At 73.8% G+C, this 17,799-nt stretch carries 16 protein-coding genes; 5 read left to right on the forward strand and 11 right to left on the reverse strand.

Features of this window, described 5'->3' with window-relative positions; translation table 11 throughout:
* Positions 1-315: 315 nt before the first annotated feature.
* Complete coding sequence (gene trpS, locus AB0M18_RS35300) at positions 316-1,317, forward strand: tryptophan--tRNA ligase (RefSeq protein ID WP_365765368.1); 1,002 nt, start codon at positions 316-318, stop codon at positions 1,315-1,317.
* Here trpS and AB0M18_RS35305 read toward each other — a convergent pair.
* Positions 1,284-2,288, reverse strand: a complete 1,005-nt coding sequence (locus tag AB0M18_RS35305) for a helix-turn-helix domain-containing protein (protein ID WP_365765370.1) — start codon at positions 2,286-2,288, stop codon at positions 1,284-1,286. The two genes, trpS and AB0M18_RS35305, sit on opposite strands and share 34 nt — an antisense overlap.
* 75 nt (positions 2,289-2,363) lie before the next feature.
* On the opposite strand from AB0M18_RS35305, the gene AB0M18_RS35310 reads away from it, so the two are divergent.
* A complete protein-coding gene (locus AB0M18_RS35310) occupies positions 2,364-2,966 on the forward strand; it encodes a cysteine hydrolase family protein (RefSeq protein WP_365765372.1) in 603 nt (200 codons plus the stop codon).
* Positions 2,967-2,970: 4 nt separating this feature from the next.
* Here the strand turns inward: AB0M18_RS35310 and proC are convergent, their stop codons facing one another.
* From proC to AB0M18_RS35335, 5 genes are all read right to left on the reverse strand, one after another.
* Positions 2,971-3,780 (reverse strand): pyrroline-5-carboxylate reductase, encoded by an 810-nt coding sequence (proC, locus tag AB0M18_RS35315; protein WP_365765374.1) that lies wholly within the window; start codon positions 3,778-3,780, stop codon positions 2,971-2,973.
* A 111-nt stretch (positions 3,781-3,891) separates the two neighbouring features.
* The gene (locus tag AB0M18_RS35320; RefSeq protein WP_365765376.1) at positions 3,892-4,629 is read right to left on the reverse strand and encodes an ABC transporter permease; all 738 of its coding nucleotides are present in this window, start codon (positions 4,627-4,629) and stop codon (positions 3,892-3,894) included.
* On the reverse strand, positions 4,626-5,441 hold the full coding sequence (locus tag AB0M18_RS35325; protein ID WP_365765378.1) for an ABC transporter ATP-binding protein: 816 nt from the start codon (positions 5,439-5,441) through the stop codon (positions 4,626-4,628). Before AB0M18_RS35325 ends, AB0M18_RS35320 begins: the two co-directional genes overlap by 4 nt.
* Positions 5,442-5,522: 81 nt before the next feature.
* Entirely contained in the window at positions 5,523-6,047 is a 525-nt protein-coding gene (locus AB0M18_RS35330) for a hypothetical protein (RefSeq protein ID WP_365765380.1), read from the reverse strand.
* Positions 6,048-6,163: 116 nt separating this feature from the next.
* Positions 6,164-6,418, reverse strand: coding sequence for an SH3 domain-containing protein (locus AB0M18_RS35335; protein WP_365765382.1), 255 nt, complete (start codon positions 6,416-6,418; stop codon positions 6,164-6,166).
* A gap of 172 nt (positions 6,419-6,590) precedes the next feature.
* Here AB0M18_RS35335 and AB0M18_RS35340 point away from each other — a divergent pair, with 172 nt between their 5' ends.
* Complete coding sequence (locus tag AB0M18_RS35340; protein ID WP_365765384.1) at positions 6,591-8,762, forward strand: serine/threonine-protein kinase; 2,172 nt, start codon at positions 6,591-6,593, stop codon at positions 8,760-8,762.
* A gap of 105 nt (positions 8,763-8,867) precedes the next feature.
* Here the strand turns inward: AB0M18_RS35340 and ilvD are convergent, their stop codons facing one another.
* The 4 genes from ilvD to AB0M18_RS35360 form a co-directional block, all read right to left on the reverse strand.
* Positions 8,868-10,721, reverse strand: coding sequence for a dihydroxy-acid dehydratase (gene ilvD / locus AB0M18_RS35345; RefSeq protein WP_365765386.1), 1,854 nt, complete (start codon positions 10,719-10,721; stop codon positions 8,868-8,870).
* 125 nt (positions 10,722-10,846) lie between these two features.
* Positions 10,847-11,461, reverse strand: coding sequence for a TetR family transcriptional regulator (locus tag AB0M18_RS35350; RefSeq protein WP_365765388.1), 615 nt, complete (start codon positions 11,459-11,461; stop codon positions 10,847-10,849).
* Entirely contained in the window at positions 11,458-12,282 is an 825-nt protein-coding gene (locus tag AB0M18_RS35355) for a sugar phosphate isomerase/epimerase (protein WP_365765390.1), read from the reverse strand. Before AB0M18_RS35355 ends, AB0M18_RS35350 begins: the two co-directional genes overlap by 4 nt.
* A 132-nt stretch (positions 12,283-12,414) precedes the next feature.
* Positions 12,415-13,341, reverse strand: coding sequence for a Ppx/GppA phosphatase family protein (locus AB0M18_RS35360; RefSeq protein WP_365765392.1), 927 nt, complete (start codon positions 13,339-13,341; stop codon positions 12,415-12,417).
* A 41-nt stretch (positions 13,342-13,382) separates the two neighbouring features.
* Between AB0M18_RS35360 and AB0M18_RS35365 the strand changes: the two genes are divergently transcribed.
* Positions 13,383-14,273, forward strand: coding sequence for a hypothetical protein (locus AB0M18_RS35365; RefSeq protein WP_365765394.1), 891 nt, complete (start codon positions 13,383-13,385; stop codon positions 14,271-14,273).
* 25 nt (positions 14,274-14,298) lie between these two features.
* Here the strand turns inward: AB0M18_RS35365 and AB0M18_RS35370 are convergent, their stop codons facing one another.
* Positions 14,299-16,023, reverse strand: a complete 1,725-nt coding sequence (locus tag AB0M18_RS35370) for a hypothetical protein (RefSeq protein ID WP_365765396.1) — start codon at positions 16,021-16,023, stop codon at positions 14,299-14,301.
* A 282-nt stretch (positions 16,024-16,305) separates the two neighbouring features.
* On the opposite strand from AB0M18_RS35370, the gene radA reads away from it, so the two are divergent.
* Complete coding sequence (radA, locus tag AB0M18_RS35375; RefSeq protein WP_365765398.1) at positions 16,306-17,709, forward strand: DNA repair protein RadA; 1,404 nt, start codon at positions 16,306-16,308, stop codon at positions 17,707-17,709.
* Positions 17,710-17,799: the final 90 nt, after the last annotated feature.

The following is a 17,799-nucleotide window of genomic DNA, read 5'->3' on the forward strand; positions in this document are numbered from 1 at the left end:
ACCGTCAGGTGTTGTGCTTCTTGCGGAATGGCTGTCCGGGGCCGACCGGGGTCGGTACTCACGTCGGACAACTCGGAGAACACTACGGATCGGGGAATCCGGTGTCAACCCAGGGCCTTGGGCGTACCCTGTGCGTATGACGACGCATGCGCACAGCACTCAGTGGTGGGCCGCCTGACCGGCGGCCCGTAGCTCACGCATGCAGACAACGGCCGCCGCCTCGGCGGCCGTTCGCGTATCCCCCTCCGGGAGTCCGGCCGACGGGCCGGCGGTGCTCAGACCAGAGAGCAGCAGGAGAGAGGGAGAACGACGCTCATGAAGCGGATCTTCAGTGGGGTCAAGCCGACCGGGCACCTGACGCTGGGCAACTACCTCGGGGCCGTACGGCAGTGGGTCGAGGTGGACCAGTACGCGGCGGACGCGCTGTTCAGTGTGGTGGACCTGCACGCGCTGACCGTGGAGCACGATCCGGCGCGGGTGACGCGGCTGAGCCGGCAGGCGGCGACGTTGCTGCTCGCCGCGGGGCTCGATCCCGAGCGGTGCACCGTGTTCGTACAGAGCCATGTGGACGAGCACGCGCGGCTCTCGTATCTGATGGAGTGCGTGGCCACGGACGGCGAGATGCGCCGGATGATCCAGTACAAGGAGAAGAGCGTGCGGGCCCGGGAGTCCGGGCAGGGGGTGCGGCTTTCGCTGCTCACGTATCCGGCGCTGATGGCGGCGGACATCCTCGCCTATGCGACGGACGAGGTGCCGGTGGGTGAGGACCAGACGCAGCACGTGGAGCTGGCGCGGGACCTGGCGGTGCGGTTCAACCAGCGGTACGGGCATGTGTTCACGGTGCCGAAGGCGACGCATCCGGTGGTGGCGGCGCGGGTCATGGACCTGCAGGACCCGACCTCGAAGATGGGGAAGTCGCACGAGAACGGGGCCGGGATCGTCTATCTGCTCGACGACGCGGACACCGTGCGGCGGAAGATCATGCGGGCGGTGACGGACAGCGGGCGGGAGGTCGTCTACGACCGGGAGGAGAGTCCGGGGGTGGCGAACCTGGTGGATCTGCTGGCCGCCGCCACCGGCTGCCGCGGTCTGGCCGAGCTCGCCGACACGTACGACTCGTACGGGGCCCTGAAGAAGGACACCGCCGAGGCGGTCATCGAGATGCTGCGGCCGGTGCGGGAGCGGCATGCCGAGCTGGCGGCGGATCCGGGGCACGTGGAGAAGGTGCTGCGGGCCGGGGCCGAGCGGGCGCGGGGGATGGCGCGGCCGGTGGTCGACCGGGCCTATCGGGCGATCGGGCTGCTGCCGGCGTTCTGACCGGTGCTCTGACGGAACGCGTTGCGGTAGTCGCGCGGGCTGGTGGCGAGGTGCGTGGCGAAGTGCTGGCGCATGGTGACCTCGCTGCCGAAGCCCGCGCGGCGGGCCACCTCGGGGAGGGGGTGGTCGGTGCGTTCGAGGAGCTTCTGGGCGGCGGCCACGCGCTGGACGATCAGCCAGCGGGCGGGGGTGGTGCCGGTGGTCGCCTGGAAGTGGCGGGCGAAGGAGCGGGCGGACATGCCGGCGCGGGCGGCGAGGCTCGTGACGGTGTGCGGCTCGTCGAGGTGGGCGAGGGCGTGGGCGCGTACGGCGGCGAGGGCGTCGGCGTCGCGGTCGGCGCGCGGGGTGGGGTGTTCGATGAACTGGGCCTGGGTGCCGGTGCGGAAGGGGGCCGTGACCATCGAGCGGGCGATGGTGGCGGCGACCTCGGCGCCGTGGGCCGTACGGACCAGGTGGAGGCAGAGGTCGATGCCCGCGGCCGTTCCGGCGGAGGTCCAGATGCCGGTGTCCTCGACGAACAGGGCCTCGGCCTCGACGGTCACCCGGGGGTGGCGGGCGGCGAGGGCCGGGGCGAGGCGCCAGTGGGTGACGGCTCGGCGGCCGTCGAGGAGGCCGGCGCGGGCGAGGACGAAGGCGCCGGCGCAGAGGGAGGCGACGGGGACGCCGGCGGCGTGGGTGCGGCGCAGGGCGTGGAGCACGGGGTCGGGGAGCTCGGTGTCGGGGTCCTCGATGCCGGGGACGAGGACGAGGTCGGCGGGGGTGAGCTCGTCGAGCCAGGCGAGCGGGCGGTCGGGGGTGAGGCTGAGGCCGCCGCGGATCGGGACGGGGGAGGCAGGGTCGGCCGCGGCGCGGCGCAGTTCGAAGGGCGGGACGCCGCGGCCGGTGCGGTCGGTGCCCCAGACCTCGGTGATGACGGAGACGTCGAAGGCGCGGATGCCGGGGAAGGCGAGGAGGGCGACGCGTTGCGACATGGCTGGCAGTAAACCATCGATCGATGGCCTTTGGACCCCTGGGGTGCGCGTGCGCGCGGCGGCAGGATTCAGGGCATGGAGATCACGGAGAACATCACGGTCGAGAACAACGCGGCGCTCATCGTCATCGACGTCCAGAAGGGCTTCGAGGACGCGTTCTGGGGTCGGCGGGACAACGCGGAGGCCGAGCAGAACATGGCGGCCCTGATCGACCGCTGGCAGGAGACGGGACGCCCGGTCGTCTTCGTACGGCACGACTCTCCGCGCCCCGGGTCGCCGCTGGCCCTGGGGACCGAGGGCAACGAGCTCAAGGACTTCGTCGAGGAGCGGCGGGGCAGGGGGACCGGGCCGGAGCTGTTCATCACGAAGACCGTGAACTCGGTGTTCTACGGCGAGCCCGATCTGGACACCTGGCTGAAGGAGGCCGGGATCGGGCAGTTCGTGATCGTCGGCATCCAGACCAACATGTGCAACGAGACGACCGCGCGGATGGGCGGGAACCTCGGCTACGACGTGCTGTTCCCGCTCGACGCGATGCACACCTTCGACCTGACCGGGCCGTTCGGCTGGAAGCAGACGGCGGAGGAGTTGACCCGGGCGACGGCGGTGTCGCTGCACGGCGGGAAGTTCGCCCGGGTCGTGACCACGGAGGACGTGCTGGCCGGGGCCAAGCCGTAGGGGCTCAGCCGTTGCCGGAGGCGAGCTCGCGGCTGCGGTCGCGGGCGGCCTCCAGGGCGGCGATCAGGGCGGCCCGTACACCGTGGTTCTCCAGCTCGCGGATGGCGGAGATGGTGGTGCCGGCCGGGGAGGTGACGGCCTCGCGGAGCTTGACCGGGTGCTCGCCGCTGTCGCGGAGCATCACGGCGGCGCCGATGGCGGCCTGGACGATGAGGTCGTGGGCCTGGGCGCGGGGCAGGCCGAGGAGGATGCCCGCGTCGGTCATGGCCTCGACCAGGTAGTAGAAGTACGCCGGGCCGGAGCCGGAGAGGGCGGTGGCGGCGTCCTGCTGGGACTCGGGGACGCGCAGGGTCTTGCCGACGCCGCCGAAGATCTCCTCGGTGTGGGCGAGGTGGTCGGGGGTGGCGTGGCTGCCGGCGGAGATCACCGACATGCCCTCGTCGACGAGGACGGGGGTGTTCGGCATGACGCGGACGACCGGGGTGCCGGCGGCCAGCCGCTCCTCGATGAAGGCGGTGGTGATGCCCGCGGCGGCGCTGACGACCAGGCGGTCGGCGGCGACGTGCGGGGCGAGCTCGTCGAGCAGGCGGCCCATGTCCTGGGGCTTCACGGCGAGGATGAGGGTGTCGGCGCGCTTCGCGGCGTCGGCGTTGCTGACGGCCTCGACCCCGTAGCGGGCGTGCAGCTCCTCGGCGCGCTCGGCGCGGCGGGCGGTGACGAGCAGGTTGGCGGGGCGCCAGCCGGCGCGGATCATGCCGCTGAGGAGCGCTTCACCGATCTTGCCGGTGCCGAGGACTGCGACGGTCTGGGTCATGGCTCTGTTCACCTCGCCGGAGGGGGTACGTGCGGCCATCCTCGCACCGCGTCCGGTCCGGCGACGTGGCTGTCCGAGGGGCGGGCACGTGATCCGGTCACGCCGAGGCGGTCACGCCGTGCGGCGGCGGAGGGTGGCGGCGCCGAGGCCGAGGACGAGGACCGCGCAGCCGGCGACGACGAGGGCGTCGCGCAGGAAGTCGGCGGTGACGTCGGTGTGGCGGAGGACCTGGTTCATGCCGTCGACGGCGTACGACATGGGCAGGACGTCCGAGAGCGCCTCCAGGGCCGGGGCCATCCGGTCGCGCGGGGTGAACAGGCCGCACAGCAGCAGCTGGGGGAAGATCACGGCCGGCATGAACTGGACGGCCTGGAACTCGGAGGCGGCGAAGGCCGAGACGAACAGGCCGAGGGCGGTGCCGAGCAGCGCGTCGAGCAGGGCGACGAGGAGCAGCAGCCAGGGCGAGCCGACGACGTCGAGGCCGAGGAACCACAGGGCGAGGCCGGTGGCGAGGACCGACTGGACGACGGCGACGAGGCCGAAGGCGAGGGCGTAGCCGGCGATGAGGTCGCCCTTGGCCAGGGGCATGGCGAGGAGGCGTTCGAGGGTGCCGGAGGTGCGCTCGCGCAGGGTGGCGATGGAGGTCACCAGGAACATGGTGATCAGCGGGAAGATGCCGAGCAGCGAGGCGCCGATGCTGTCGAAGGTCTGCGGGCTGCCGTCGAAGACGTAGCGGAGCAGGAAGAGCATCACGCAGGGCACGAGCAGCATCAGCGCGATCGAGCGCGGGTCGTGGCGGAGCTGGCGCAGGACGCGCGCGGCGGTGGCGAGGGTGCGGTCCGCGTTCACGGCGTCTCCTTGGTGGTGGTGGCGGTACGGGTCCGGGCGCGGGCGGCGGCGGCGTCGACGAGGTGGAGGAAGGCGTCCTCGACGGTGGCGGTGTCGTTGCGGCGGCGCAGCGCCTCGGGGGTGTCCTCGGCGAGCAGCTCGCCCTCGCGGAGCAGGAGCAGCCGGTGGCAGCGCTCGGCCTCGTCCATGACGTGCGAGGAGACCAGGAGCGTGGTGCCGCGGTCGGCGGCGATGCGGTGGAAGAGGTCCCACAGGTCGCGGCGCAGGACGGGGTCGAGGCCGACGGTGGGTTCGTCGAGGACGAGGAGCTCGGGGGTGCCGAGCAGGGCGACGGCGAGCGAGACGCGGCTGCGCTGGCCGCCGGAGAGGCGGCCGGCGAGGGCGTCCGCGTGGGAGGTGAGGTCGACGTCCTCGACGGCCCGGTCGACGGCGGCGCGGCGTTCGGCGCGGTGGGCGCGGCCGGGGAGCAGGATCGCGGCGAAGTAGTCGAGGTTCTGCCGGACGGTGAGGTCGTCGTAGACGGAGGGCGCCTGGGTGACGTAGCCGATGCGGGAGCGCAGGGCCGGGTCGCCGGCGGGCCGGCCGAGGATGTCGAGGGTGCCGGTGACCTTGGCCTGGGTGCCGACGATGGCGCGCATGAGGGTGGTCTTGCCGCAGCCGGAGGGGCCGAGGAGGCCGGTGATGCGGCCGCGGGGGACGGTGAAGTCGAGACCGCGGAGGACGGGGCGGTCACCACGGACGACGGTGAGCCCGGACGCGGTGATGGCGGCGTGCGGGGCGACCGGCAAGGCCTCCCCGGTTTTATTCATCATGCGATGAATAGTGGGCCCGGGGGTGCGGAACGTCAAGAACCCCGGACGGCGAACGTCCGGGGTTCTCGGAAGAGGTGGGGATCAGCCGCGCTTGGGCTTCCTGCGGGCGGACGGGCGGCCCGCAGGGTTGCCCGTGCTCTTCGCGCGCCGCTTCTCGAAGCGCGTGACGGCCTCCTCGTACTCCGCGCGCCGCAGCTTCTCGCCGGGCGCCTCGCTGAGGCTGCGGAAGAAGTAGGCGAGGAGGGAGCCGAGGAAGCCGATGACCTTCAGACTGCGCAGGGCATCCTCGCGGGCCGGGTCGGCCGGGCGGCGGACGAAGCCCTCCCAGGTCTTGCGGAAGGCGATCGCGCTGCAGATCGCGAACATCACGACCACCAGCGTGTTCACGAAGCCGCCGACCTTCGCGATCTCCAGGCCCTGGTAGGCGAAGCGCAGCACGAAGCAGCCGGCGACCGCGGCGACCAGCGAACCGGCCGCCACGCCGGCCCGGCGCAGCCCGTAGTGGCCGCTGTGGTCCAGCCAGGTCGTGCCGAAGAAGCGGAGCTCCTCGGGCTGCGGCCCGGCGGGGGTGGCACCGGCGGTCCTGCTCTGCTTTTCCTCGCTCACGGGGTCGATTATCCCCGGGCGGCGGAAAATCGCCGTGAGGCCGTAAGACCAGCAGGCCGTGAGGCCGTGAGGCCGTGAGGCCGTGAGGCCGTGAGCAGGCGGCCAGCAGCGAGACGTCAGCAGCGGGAGGCGACGAGGCCGTCGCTGCCCGTGTGCACGTACGCGTCGGAGACGTACTCCGCCCCGTCGTCGATCTTGTCCCAGATGTTCGTGGTGCCGTACGGACCGTTGACCCACGTGCCGTACGTCTGGCAGTAGACCGGCACCGTGACCCCCAGCGGCAGGGTGCGGATGATCGGGTACTGGGTGCCCGGGCCCGAGCGGACGTTGAGCCGGACCCCGGGCGCGACCGGGTAGCGCTGGATGCTCATGGTTTCCTCCCCCGTCGGCCGAAAAGCGCTCCCCAGTGAAGCGCTCCGCCGAATTTCACTCTCTGCGACGCGCAGGCTAGCAAGCCCCACCGACATCGGCCGCGCCATCGACTAGGCTCCGTGCGTCGCGCGGGCGCGCGGACACCGACGGGGAACCACACGGGGGTTGGCGATGCCGCCGTTGCGCAGGACCGGTGCCGACCGGGAAGCGGAAGGGCCCGACTACGCGGGCGAGTACCGGCTCCAGGCCTGTCTCGGCGCCGGCGGCATGGGCGTCGTCCATCTCGCCACCTCCGCCTCGGGCCTGCGGCTCGCGGTCAAGGTGGTGCACGAACAGTACGCGGAGGACCCCGAGTTCAGGGCCCGCTTCCGGCAGGAGGTGGCCGCCGCGCGGCGGGTCAGCGGGGCCTTCACCGCGCCCGTCGTGGACGCCGACCCCGATGCCGTACGCCCCTGGATGGCCACCCTCTACGTGCCCGGCCCCACCCTCGCCGACCAGGTGAAGCGGAGCGGCCCGCTGTCCCCCGCCGCGCTGCGGCGGCTCACCGCCGGGCTCGCGGAGGCGCTGCGCGACATCCACCGCGCGGGTGTCGTGCACCGCGATCTCAAGCCGAGCAATGTGCTGCTCACCGACTCCGGCCCGAAGGTCATCGACTTCGGGATCTCCCGGCCCGTCGACAGCGATCTGCGCACGGAGACCGGGAAGCTGATCGGCTCGCCGCCCTTCATGGCGCCCGAGCAGTTCCAGCGCCCCAGGGAGGTCGGGCCCTCGGCGGACGTCTTCGCCCTCGGCTCGGTGCTCGTGCACGCGGCGACCGGGCACGGGCCCTTCGACTCCGACAGCCCGTACATCGTGGCGTACCAGGTGGTGCACGACGAGCCGGATCTGACGGGGGTTCCGGAGGAACTGGCGCCGCTGGTCGCGCGCTGCCTCGCCAAGGAGCCGGGCGAACGGCCCACGCCGGCCGAGATCATGGCGGCGCTGCTGCCGCCCTCGTACGACGCGGCCGCCTTCATACCGGCCCAGCGGCGCCCCTCCCTGCCCAGCGTGCCCCCGGCCGGGCCCGCCGCGCGCGGCGCCGCCGGCGGGCCCGCCTGGGACGCCGACACGCCGGTACGGGCCGCCGCGCCCGCCCCCGCGCCCCGGCGGCGCGGGCGGCTGCGCCGAGGGCCGCTCGCCGTCGCCGCCGTGCTCGTCCTGGCCGCCGGCGGCACCGTCGCCGCCCTCTCGTACACCGGCGGCCCCGAACCCGCCCCCCACCACCCCGCCGAGGCCGCGAAGGCCTTCAGCGGCTGGCAGACCGCCCTCCAGAAGAGCGGCGAACCGGCCGCCCCCGCCTGCGCCCTCGACGGCGGCGCGCTCTACTGCTCCGCGCGCGGGGTCGCCGCCGCCCGGCTCGACCCCGCCACCGGGCGGATCGTCTGGTCGCGCCCCGGGCCCGCCGACACGATGCCGCCGCCGGCTCCGGCCCCGCTGGCCGGCGGCCGGCTCGCCGCCGCCTCGTCGACCGGCGAGCTCCGCACGTACGGCACGGACGGCGCCGCCGGCTGGCAGCGGACCGCGAAGGGCCGCGCCGAGCGCGCCCGCGCGGCCGGGGACGTCCTCGTCCTCTCCGACGGCACCGCCGCGCTGCGCGCCGTCGACGCGGCCACCGGGCGGGAGCTGTGGCACCGCACGCTGCGCGGGCACCAGTACCCGGTGCCGGGCGCGTACGACCCGGCGACCGGCCTGCTCACCGTCACCGAGGTGCTCGTCGACGGGCACCACACGCGCGTGAGCACCGTCCGGCCGCGCACCGGCGAGATCGTCCGGCAGCAGCGGCTCACCGGCGCGCTCTCCCCCGCCGCCGAGGCGCAGGGCGGAGCCCTCGTCCTCGCCGCCGTGAACGGCGACGGGAAGGCGGAGGCCCTGGTGCGCTACGGCCTGGCGGACGGCTCGGTCCACCGGTCCGAGCTGCCCGACCTGTTCGACGACCCGTCCCTCGCCGCGCACGGCGATGTCGTCCACCTCCTCACGCCCAGCGGCCGGCTCGGCGCCGTCGACATCTCCGGGGAGCGGGGCCGCACCCTCTGGGACCTGGAGACGGGCACCGCGCACGTCTCCGCGCCCGTCGTCGACGCCGCCGGAGCCCGTCTCTACCTGTCCGCCTCCGACGGGCGCCTGCTCGCCGTCGACGCCCGGCGCGGCACCTTCCTCGGCCAGACCGGCCCGCGCCTCCACAACGGCCGCCTCTCCTCCGCCGCCGACATCCCGGCCCCGGTCCTCGCCGACGGCCGGGTGTACGGAACGGCGCCGGACGGCTCGGTCTTCGCGGTGGACGCGGGGGATCCGGGGGGCTGGTAGCGCCGCCCCGAGGCATCGCCCGGCCGCCCGGCCGCCCGGCACAGAACGGCGGTGGCCGGGACCCCTCACGGGTCCCGGCCACCGCCGTTCGTCGGTTTCCGGCCGTCAGCCCAGCTTCGTCACGTCCCGCACCGCGCCCTTGTCCGCGCTCGTCGCCATCGCCGCGTACGCGCGCAGCGCCGCCGTGACCTTGCGGGTGCGGTTCTTCGGGGCGTAGACGCCGCCGAGGGCCTCGCGGCGGGCGGCGAGGGTGGTGTCGTCGACGAGGAGTTCGATCGAGCGGTTGGGGATGTCGATACGGATGCGGTCGCCGTCCTCGACGAGGGCGATCGTGCCGCCCGAGGCGGCCTCCGGGGAGGCGTGGCCGATGGAGAGGCCGGAGGTGCCGCCGGAGAAGCGGCCGTCGGTGACGAGGGCGCAGGTCTTGCCGAGGCCGCGGCCCTTGAGGAAGGAGGTCGGGTAGAGCATCTCCTGCATGCCGGGGCCGCCCTTGGGGCCCTCGTAGCGGATGACGACCACGTCGCCGTCCTTGACCCGCTTGTTGAGGATCTTCTCGACGGCCTCCTCCTGCGACTCGCAGACGACGGCCGGGCCCTCGAAGGTCCAGATCGACTCGTCGACGCCGGCGGTCTTCACCACGCAGCCGTCGACGGCGATGTTGCCGCGCAGCACGGCGAGGCCGCCGTCCTTGGAGTACGCGTGGGCCGCGTCGCGGATGCAGCCGGCCGCCGCGTCCGTGTCGAGGGTCTCCCAGCGCTCGGACTGCGAGAAGGCCTCGGCGGAGCGGACGCAGCCGGGGGCCGCGTGCCACAGCTCGACGGCCTCCTCGGAGGGGGAGCCGCCGCGCACGTCCCAGTTCTTCAGCCAGTCCGCGAGGGACGGGCTGTGCACGGCGTGCACGTCCTCGTTGAGCAGACCGGCGCGGTGCAGTTCGCCGAGGATGGCGGGGATGCCGCCGGCCCGGTGCACGTCCTCCATGTAGTACGTGCCGCGCGGGGCGACGTTCGGGGCGACCTTGGCCAGGCACGGCACGCGGCGCGAGACCTCGTCCATGTCGCTCAGGCCGTAGTCGAGCTCGGCCTCCTGGGCGGCGGCCAGCAGGTGCAGGATCGTGTTGGTGGAGCCGCCCATGGCGATGTCGAGGGCCATGGCGTTCTCGAAGGCGGCCTTCGTCGCGATGCTGCGCGGCAGGACGGACGCGTCGTCCTCGTCGTAGTAGCGGCGCGTGATGTCGACGATCGTCCGCGCGGCGTTCTCGTAGAGGGCGCGGCGGGCGGTGTGGGTGGCGAGGGCGGAGCCGTTGCCCGGGAGGGAGAGGCCGATGGCCTCGGTCAGGCAGTTCATCGAGTTGGCGGTGAACATGCCGGAACAGGACCCGCAGGTCGGACAGGCGCTCTCCTCGATACGGAGGATGTCCTCGTCCGACACCTTGTCGTTGACGGCCTCGGAGATCGCGTCGACCAGGTCGAGCGTGCGGACGGTGCCGTCGACGAGGGTGGCGCGGCCGGACTCCATGGGGCCGCCGGAGACGAAGACCGTCGGGATGTCGAGGCGAAGCGCCGCCATCAGCATGCCGGGGGTGATCTTGTCGCAGTTGGAGATGCAGATCAGGGCGTCGGCGCAGTGCGCCTCGACCATGTACTCCACGCTGTCCGCGATCAGGTCGCGGGAGGGCAGGGAGTAGAGCATGCCGCCGTGGCCCATGGCGATGCCGTCGTCGACGGCGATCGTGTTGAACTCGCGGGCGATGCCGCCGGCGGCCGTGATGGCCTCGGAGACGATCCGGCCCACCGGCTGGAGGTGGGTGTGGCCGGGAACGAACTCGGTGAAGGAGTTGGCCACCGCGATGATGGGCTTCCGTCCGATGTCCGCGCCCGGTACACCGGAGGCGCGCATAAGGGCGCGGGCGCCCGCCATGTTGCGGCCGTGGGTGACTGTGCGGGACCTCAGCTCGGGCATCGTCGCTCGCTCCTCGTGATGGGTGTGTCTGGAGTCGAGCGTACGCTTCGACTCCAAGATCTGGACAAGGGTGTCCGCATGACGGACGGCGGAACCGCCCTTCGGTCAGGGCCGGGCCCCTTCGGTCAGGGCTGGGTCAGATAGCGCTGCAGCGTCGGCGCCACCTGGGCCACGATCGCCTCCGGCTCCGCCGAGGCCAGCGGCTCCACCTGGATCACATACCGCAGGATCGCGATCCCGATCATGTGCGAGGCCGCCAGCTCCGCCCGGAACTTCGGGTCCGGTACGTCGAGGTCGGCGGCGATCCGCTCCAGGAGCCGGCGCAGCACGAAGCCGCGCAGCACCTTGGCCGCCGCCTCGTGGGTCAGCGCCGAGCGGATGATCGCGAGCAGCGGGGCCCGGGTCGCCGGGTTCTCCCAGACGCCGATGAAGAAGCGGGCCAGGCGCTCGCCGATGGCCTCGCGCGGGCCCCCGATGATGGCCGGGACGACGGCCGTCGGCTCGAACGACACCTCGATCGCCGCCGCGAAGACCTCGTCCTTCGTGCCGAAGTAGTGGTGCACGAGCGCCGCGTCGACCCCGGCCGCCTTCGCGATGCCGCGCACCGAGGTCTTGTCGTAACCGCGCTCGGCGAACTGCTCGCGCGCCGCCTCCAGGATCCGTTCCCGCGCGCCCGGTCCGCCCTCGTCGACGGAACGGCGGGCGGGACGGCCACGGCGCCGAGGAGTCTCCTCGCTCACGCGCGCGTGCCCCGTGAGGCGGCGGCCAGGTGGAGCCGGGTGAAGGCCAGGGCCTCGGCGAGGTCGGCCTCGCGTTCGGCGGAGGACATCGCGCGCCGGGTGTTGACCTCGATGACGACATGCCCGTCGTAGGCGTTGTGGGCGAGGCGTTCGAGCAGCTCCGCGCACGGCTGGTTGCCGCGGCCCGGCACCAGGTGCTCGTCCTTCGCCGAGCCGCGCCCGTCGGCGAGGTGGACGTGGCCGAGGCGGTCGCCCATGCGGTCGATCATGGCGAGGGTGTCGGTGCGGGCGGTCGCGGTGTGGGAGAGGTCGATCGTGAAGTGCCGGTAGTCGTCCTTGGTCACGTCCCACTCGGGGGCGTACGCGAGCATCTCGCGGTCCTTGTACCGCCACGGGTACATGTTCTCCACGGCGAACCGGACGTCCGTCTCGTCGGCCATCCGCCAGATGCCGGTGACGAAGTCCCGGGCGTACTGCCGCTGCCAGCGGAACGGCGGGTGCACGACGACGGTCGACGCGCCGAGCTTCTCGGCCGCCGCCTGCGCGCGCTGCAGCTTGACCCACGGGTCGGTGGACCAGACCCGCTGGGTGATCAGGAGGCAGGGCGCGTGCACGGCGAGGATCGGCACCTGGTGGTAGTCCGACAGCCGGCGCAGCGCCTCGATGTCCTGGCTGACCGGATCGGTCCACACCATGATCTCGACGCCGTCGTACCCGAGGCGCGCGGCGACCTCGAAGGCCGTCGCCGTCGACTCCGGATACACCGAGGCCGTCGACAGGGCGACCTTCGCATCCGGGACGCGCACCGCTGGTTCTGCCACGGAGACAGGGTACGGGGCGGGGCCGGACCCCGGGGGGTGGTTCCGGTCACGCACCGGGACCGGCCCCGGTGCGGGGGCCCGCTCCCGCCCGTACCGTTCCCGCTCCTACCGCTCCCGCCCGTACCGCTTCCGCTACGGCAGGTGGTCCAGCCTCCGCAGGATCACGCCCTCCCGGAGCGCCCAGGGACAGATCTCCAGGCGTTCGACGCCGAAGAGGTCCATCGCGCCCTCGGCGACCAGGGCGCCGGCGAGGAGCTGGGCGGCGCGGCCCTCGGAGACGCCCGGGAGGAGGGCGCGCTCGGGCGAGGTCATGGCGGCGAGGCGGGGGACCCATTCCTCCAGGGCGGACCTGGAGAGGGTGCGCTGGACGTAGAGGCCCTCGCCGGAGCCGGGGGCGCCGGCGATGCGGGCGAGCTGCTTGAAGGTCTTGGAGGTGGCCACCACGTGGTCGGGCCGGCCGAAACGGCTGAACTCGCCGACCGTACGGGCGATCTGCGCCCGCACGTGCCGGCGCAGCGCCTTCACGTCCGCCGTGTCCGGCGGATCGCCCGGCAGCCAGCCCTTGGTGAGCCGGCCCGCGCCCAGCGGCAGCGACACGGCCGCGTCGGGCTCCTCGTCGATGCCGAAGGCGACCTCCAGGGAGCCGCCGCCGATGTCGAGGAGGAACAGCTTCCCCGACGACCAGCCGTACCAGCGGCGGGCGGCCAGGAAGGTGAGCCGGGCCTCCTCCGGGCCGGTGAGGACCTGGAGCGCGATGCCCGTCTCCTCGTACACCCGGGCGAGCACCTCGTCGGCGTTGCTGGCCTCGCGGACGGCGGAGGTCGCGAAGGGCAGAACCTCCTCGCAGCCCTTGTCCTCGGCGGCGGTCAGCGCGTCGCGGACCGTGGCGACGAGCCGCTCCACGCCCGCCTCGGCGATGGCGCCGCGCTCGTCGAGCAGCTCGGCGAGGCGGAGCTCCGCCTTGTGGGAATGGGCGGGCAGCGGGCGGGCGCCGGGGTGGGCGTCCACCACCAGCAGATGCACTGTGTTCGAACCGACGTCGAGGACTCCGAGTCTCATGGACGGAAACGCTACTGCGCGCGCCGCATACGCTTGGTGTTGTGCCAAAGACGAAAAAGGCGAAGCCGGACAAAGCCAGTGCCGAAGAGAGTGCCGTGAAGGACGCGAAGGCCGCGCGGACCGCGCACGCGGCCAAGGCCGTGAAGGCGGTCAAGGTCGGGAAGAAGCGTGCCAAGGACGCCGAGCCCGACGAGAAGGGTCTCGACTTCCCCCGCGCCTGGGTGGAGTTCGCCGACCCGGACGACGAGGAACAGGTCTACCGCTGTGACCTGACCTGGCTCACCTCCCGCTGGACCTGCATCTTCGGCAACGGCTGCCAGGGCATCCGGGAGGGCCGGGCGGACGACGGCTGCTGCACGCTGGGCGCGCACTTCTCCGACGAGGACGACGAGAAGCGGGTCGCCCGGCACGTGGCGCGGCTGACGCCCGAGCTGTGGCAGTTCCACGACGTGGGTACGGAGACCGGCTGGGTTCAGGTCGACGAGGACGGCGAGCGGCAGACCCGCCGCTGGCAGGGCTCGTGCATCTTCCAGAACCGGCCCGGCTTCGCGGGCGGCGCGGGCTGCTCGCTGCACATCCTGGCGATGCAGGAGGGCCGCGAGCCGCTGGAGACCAAGCCGGACGTGTGCTGGCAGCTGCCGGTGCGGCGGACCTACGACTGGATCGAGCGGCCCGACGACACCAAGGTGCTCCAGGTGTCGATCGGCGAGTACGACCGGCGCGGCTGGGGCCCGGGCGGCCACGACCTGCACTGGTACTGCACGACGGCGAGCTCGGCGCACGTCGGCAAGGAGCCGGTGTACGTCTCGTACAAGCCCGAGCTCGTCGAGATGATGGGCCGGGCGGCGTACGACGTGCTCGTCGGCCTGTGCGAGGCGCGGCTCGCCTCCCAGCTGCCGCTGGTGGCACCGCACCCGGCCGATCCCGCCTAGATCTCCTGGATCTCAGCCGGCCCCCTCAGCTCTGGGACCGCGCCGGGTCGGTGCTCGGGGAGCCGGTGGACGACGAGTCCGTCGGTGCCGGGGTGGGCTCGGTGGTCGGCGGCTGGGTCGTCGGGTCGGTCGTCGGCTCGCTCGTGGGCGGCTCGGTCGTGGGTTCGGTGGTGGGCGGCTCGGTCGGCGGCTCGCTGGTGGGCGGCGGGGTCGTCGGCTCGTCCGTACGGGTCGGCGGCGGAGTGGTCGGCCGCGTCGTCGTGGGCGGCGGGACCGCCCCGTAACCGCCGATCCGCACCACCGCGCCCGAGGGGTTCACGCCCACCCGCGCGCTCCAGGCGCCGGACGGCTCGCGGGAGCGGTCGACGAAGATCCTCACGGTGATCGACTCGCCCGGGCGGAGGGTGCCGGAGGCCTGGCTCACGTACAGCCAGGGCGCGTCCGACCACAGCGACCAGGCGCCCGGCAGGCCGCCCTCGTTGGTCAGGGTGAGCAGGGTCGTTCCGCCACTGCCCCGCGCCTCGACGGTGAGCAGGGCGGGCGCGGGCTGCCCGGGCACGGCGGGGCTGCCGGGCGCGCCGGGGCTGATGACCTCGACGGACACGTCCGGGGAGCGGCTGCCGCGGGTGAAGCGCGGATCGGGGGTGGTGCGGGCGTTGCCCGCGTTCTCGTAGCGGTCGTACGGGCGCTTGCCGGTGCCGCCCTGGGTGTCGCCCCGCTCGTCGGCGTCGCGGGCGCTGATCCCGGGCCCGTCCTGGCCCTCGCCGCCGGCCGGGGTGCCGCGGTACGAGGTCCACAGGGCGAACACCGGGGCGGCGACGACCGCGGCGACCACGGTGGTGGTGACCGCGCGGGCCCGCATCCGGTCGCGGCGGGCCGCGTGGTCCTTCGGGTCCAGCGGGAAGCCGGTCGGACCGAAGCGGGGCGCACCCGCGCGGGCGCGCGGGACGTGCAGCATCGCCACGTACGCGGCGGCGCGCGGCGCCTCCACGACCGGCAGACGGCCGGCCGGCAGTGCCGCCGCGCCCGGCCAGGGTCCGGCGGCGCCGGCCCGCTCGGCGGCCCGGCGGCAGCGCGGGCAGTCGTCGACGTGCCGCACCAGCTCGGCGCGGAGCGTCGCCGACAGCAGCACCTGGTGGTCGCCGGTGAGCCGGGCCACGGTCGGGCAGTCGCCGGTCTCGACGACCGCGAGGGCGGCCCGGGTGCGCTCGACCTCGCAGCCGGCGGAGGACAGCAGCTCGCGGGCGGCGACCGGGTCGAGCGACAGGACGGCCGCGACCTCGCGGGCCCCGAGCCCGTGGCGCACCGCGAGCTCCAGGGCCTCGCGCTGCTCGGGCGTGGTCCCGGCGGCCTCGGGCCAGGCCAGTGCGGCGAGCTCGGTACGGCGGCGCTCGGCGACCTCCGGGGAGACCCGGGGCGGGGCGGGCGCGGCGACCGCCGGGCGGCCGGTGTGGGCGCCCTGCCGGCGGCGGCGCTGCTCACCGAGGCTGCGCAGACAGGCCCAGCGGGCGAGCGCGTACAGCCAGGCCCGCCGGCCGCTCTCGTCGGACGGGCAGCGGCCGTGGTGCCGCTCGGCGACGGCGAGGACGTCGCCGAGGACGGCGGTGGCGGTGTCGTGGTCGCAGAGCACCGAGAGGCAGTAGGTGAACAGGCCGTCCAGGTACTCCTCGTAGCGCGCGGGAGGCCGCCGGCCGAGGGTGCGGGGGCCTCCGGTGCTTCGGTCGGGTCGTTCCAGGCGGCTGCTTGTCACTGGGCGACCGTAGGCGGGAGGGCGGGGACACTTCTCACCCCTTGCACGCTTTTAACCCGTACGGGTGAAGGCGCCCTGGGCCGGTGCCGAACCGGTGCGGGCCCGCCCGGGAAACCGCCGAGCGAGGCGAAGGGCGCGCCGGGGGAACGACCCCGAGCGCGCGGAGTCTCCGAGGAACGAGGAGGCGAGCACGGTCGGGGCCGTGAGCCCGGCTCAAAGCGCCCGGAGGAGAGATGAGGCCCGAAAAAGAGGTTGTCGGTGGGGGCGGATACGGTGTCGCGCATGGCTGCTCGTAGCAAAACCGCCAAGGACAGGCCGTCCTACCGCTGCACCGAGTGCGGCTGGCAGACCGCGAAGTGGCTCGGCCGCTGCCCCGAGTGTCAGGCCTGGGGCACCGTCGAGGAGTACGGCGCGCCCGCCGTGCGGACCACCGCCGCCGGGCGGGTGTCGAGCGCCGCGCTGCCCATCGCGCAGGTCGACGGGCGGCAGGCGACCGCCCGCGGCACCGGCGTCGACGAGCTGGACCGGGTGCTCGGCGGCGGTCTGGTGCCGGGCGCGGTGGTGCTGATCGCGGGCGAGCCGGGCGTCGGCAAGTCGACGCTGCTGCTCGACGTGGCCGCCAAGGCGGCGAGCGACGAGCACCGCACCCTCTATGTGACGGGCGAGGAGTCCGCGAGCCAGGTCCGGCTGCGCGCCGACCGGATCCACGCGCTCAGCGACCATCTCTATCTGGCGGCCGAGACGGACCTGTCCGCCGTTCTCGCGCACCTGGACGAGGTGAAGCCCTCGCTGCTGATCCTGGACTCGGTGCAGACGGTGGCCTCCCCGGAGATCGACGGCGCGCCCGGCGGCATGGCGCAGGTCCGCGAGGTGGCGGGCGCGCTGATCCGGGCCTCCAAGGAGCGGGGCATGTCGACCCTCCTGGTCGGCCATGTGACGAAGGACGGCGCCATCGCCGGACCGCGGCTCCTGGAGCACCTGGTCGACGTGGTGCTGCACTTCGAGGGCGACCGGCACGCGCGGCTCCGCCTGGTCCGGGGTGTGAAGAACCGGTACGGGGCGACGGACGAGGTCGGCTGCTTCGAGCTGCACGACGAGGGCATCACCGGGCTCGCCGACCCGTCGGGGCTCTTCCTGACCCGGCGCGACGTGGCCGTGCCCGGCACCTGCCTGACCGTGACCCTGGAGGGCCGCCGGCCGCTGGTGGCCGAGGTGCAGGCGCTGACGGTGGACTCGCAGATCCCCTCCCCGCGCCGGACCACCTCCGGTCTGGAGACCTCCCGGGTGTCGATGATGCTGGCCGTCCTGGAGCAGCGCGGCCGGATCAGCGCGCTGGGCAAGCGGGACATCTACAGCGCGACGGTGGGCGGCGTGAAGCTGTCCGAGCCGGCCGCCGACCTGGCCATCGCGCTCGCGCTGGCGTCCGCCGCGAGCGACACCCCGCTGCCGAAGAACCTCGTCGCGATCGGAGAGGTCGGGCTCGCGGGCGAGGTGCGCCGGGTGACCGGTGTGCAGCGGCGTCTGGCCGAGGCGCACCGGCTCGGTTTCACCCACGCGCTCGTGCCGTCCGACCCGGGCAGGGTGCCGCAGGGCATGAAGGTCATCGAGGTCGCGGACATGGGCGACGCCCTGCGGGTGCTGCCGCGCGGCCGGCGTCCGCGCGCCGAGGCGGAGGAGCGCTCCTAGGCCGTGTCTGACAAATAGCGTCGTCCGCCCGCAGGGCGGGGCGCGCGGCGTCCGGTGCGTGCAGGCGCAAGGCGGAGGATCATCCTCGTA

It is taken from the genome of Streptomyces sp. NPDC051909 (assembly GCF_040681095.1).
Lineage (GTDB): Bacteria > Actinomycetota > Actinomycetes > Streptomycetales > Streptomycetaceae > Streptomyces.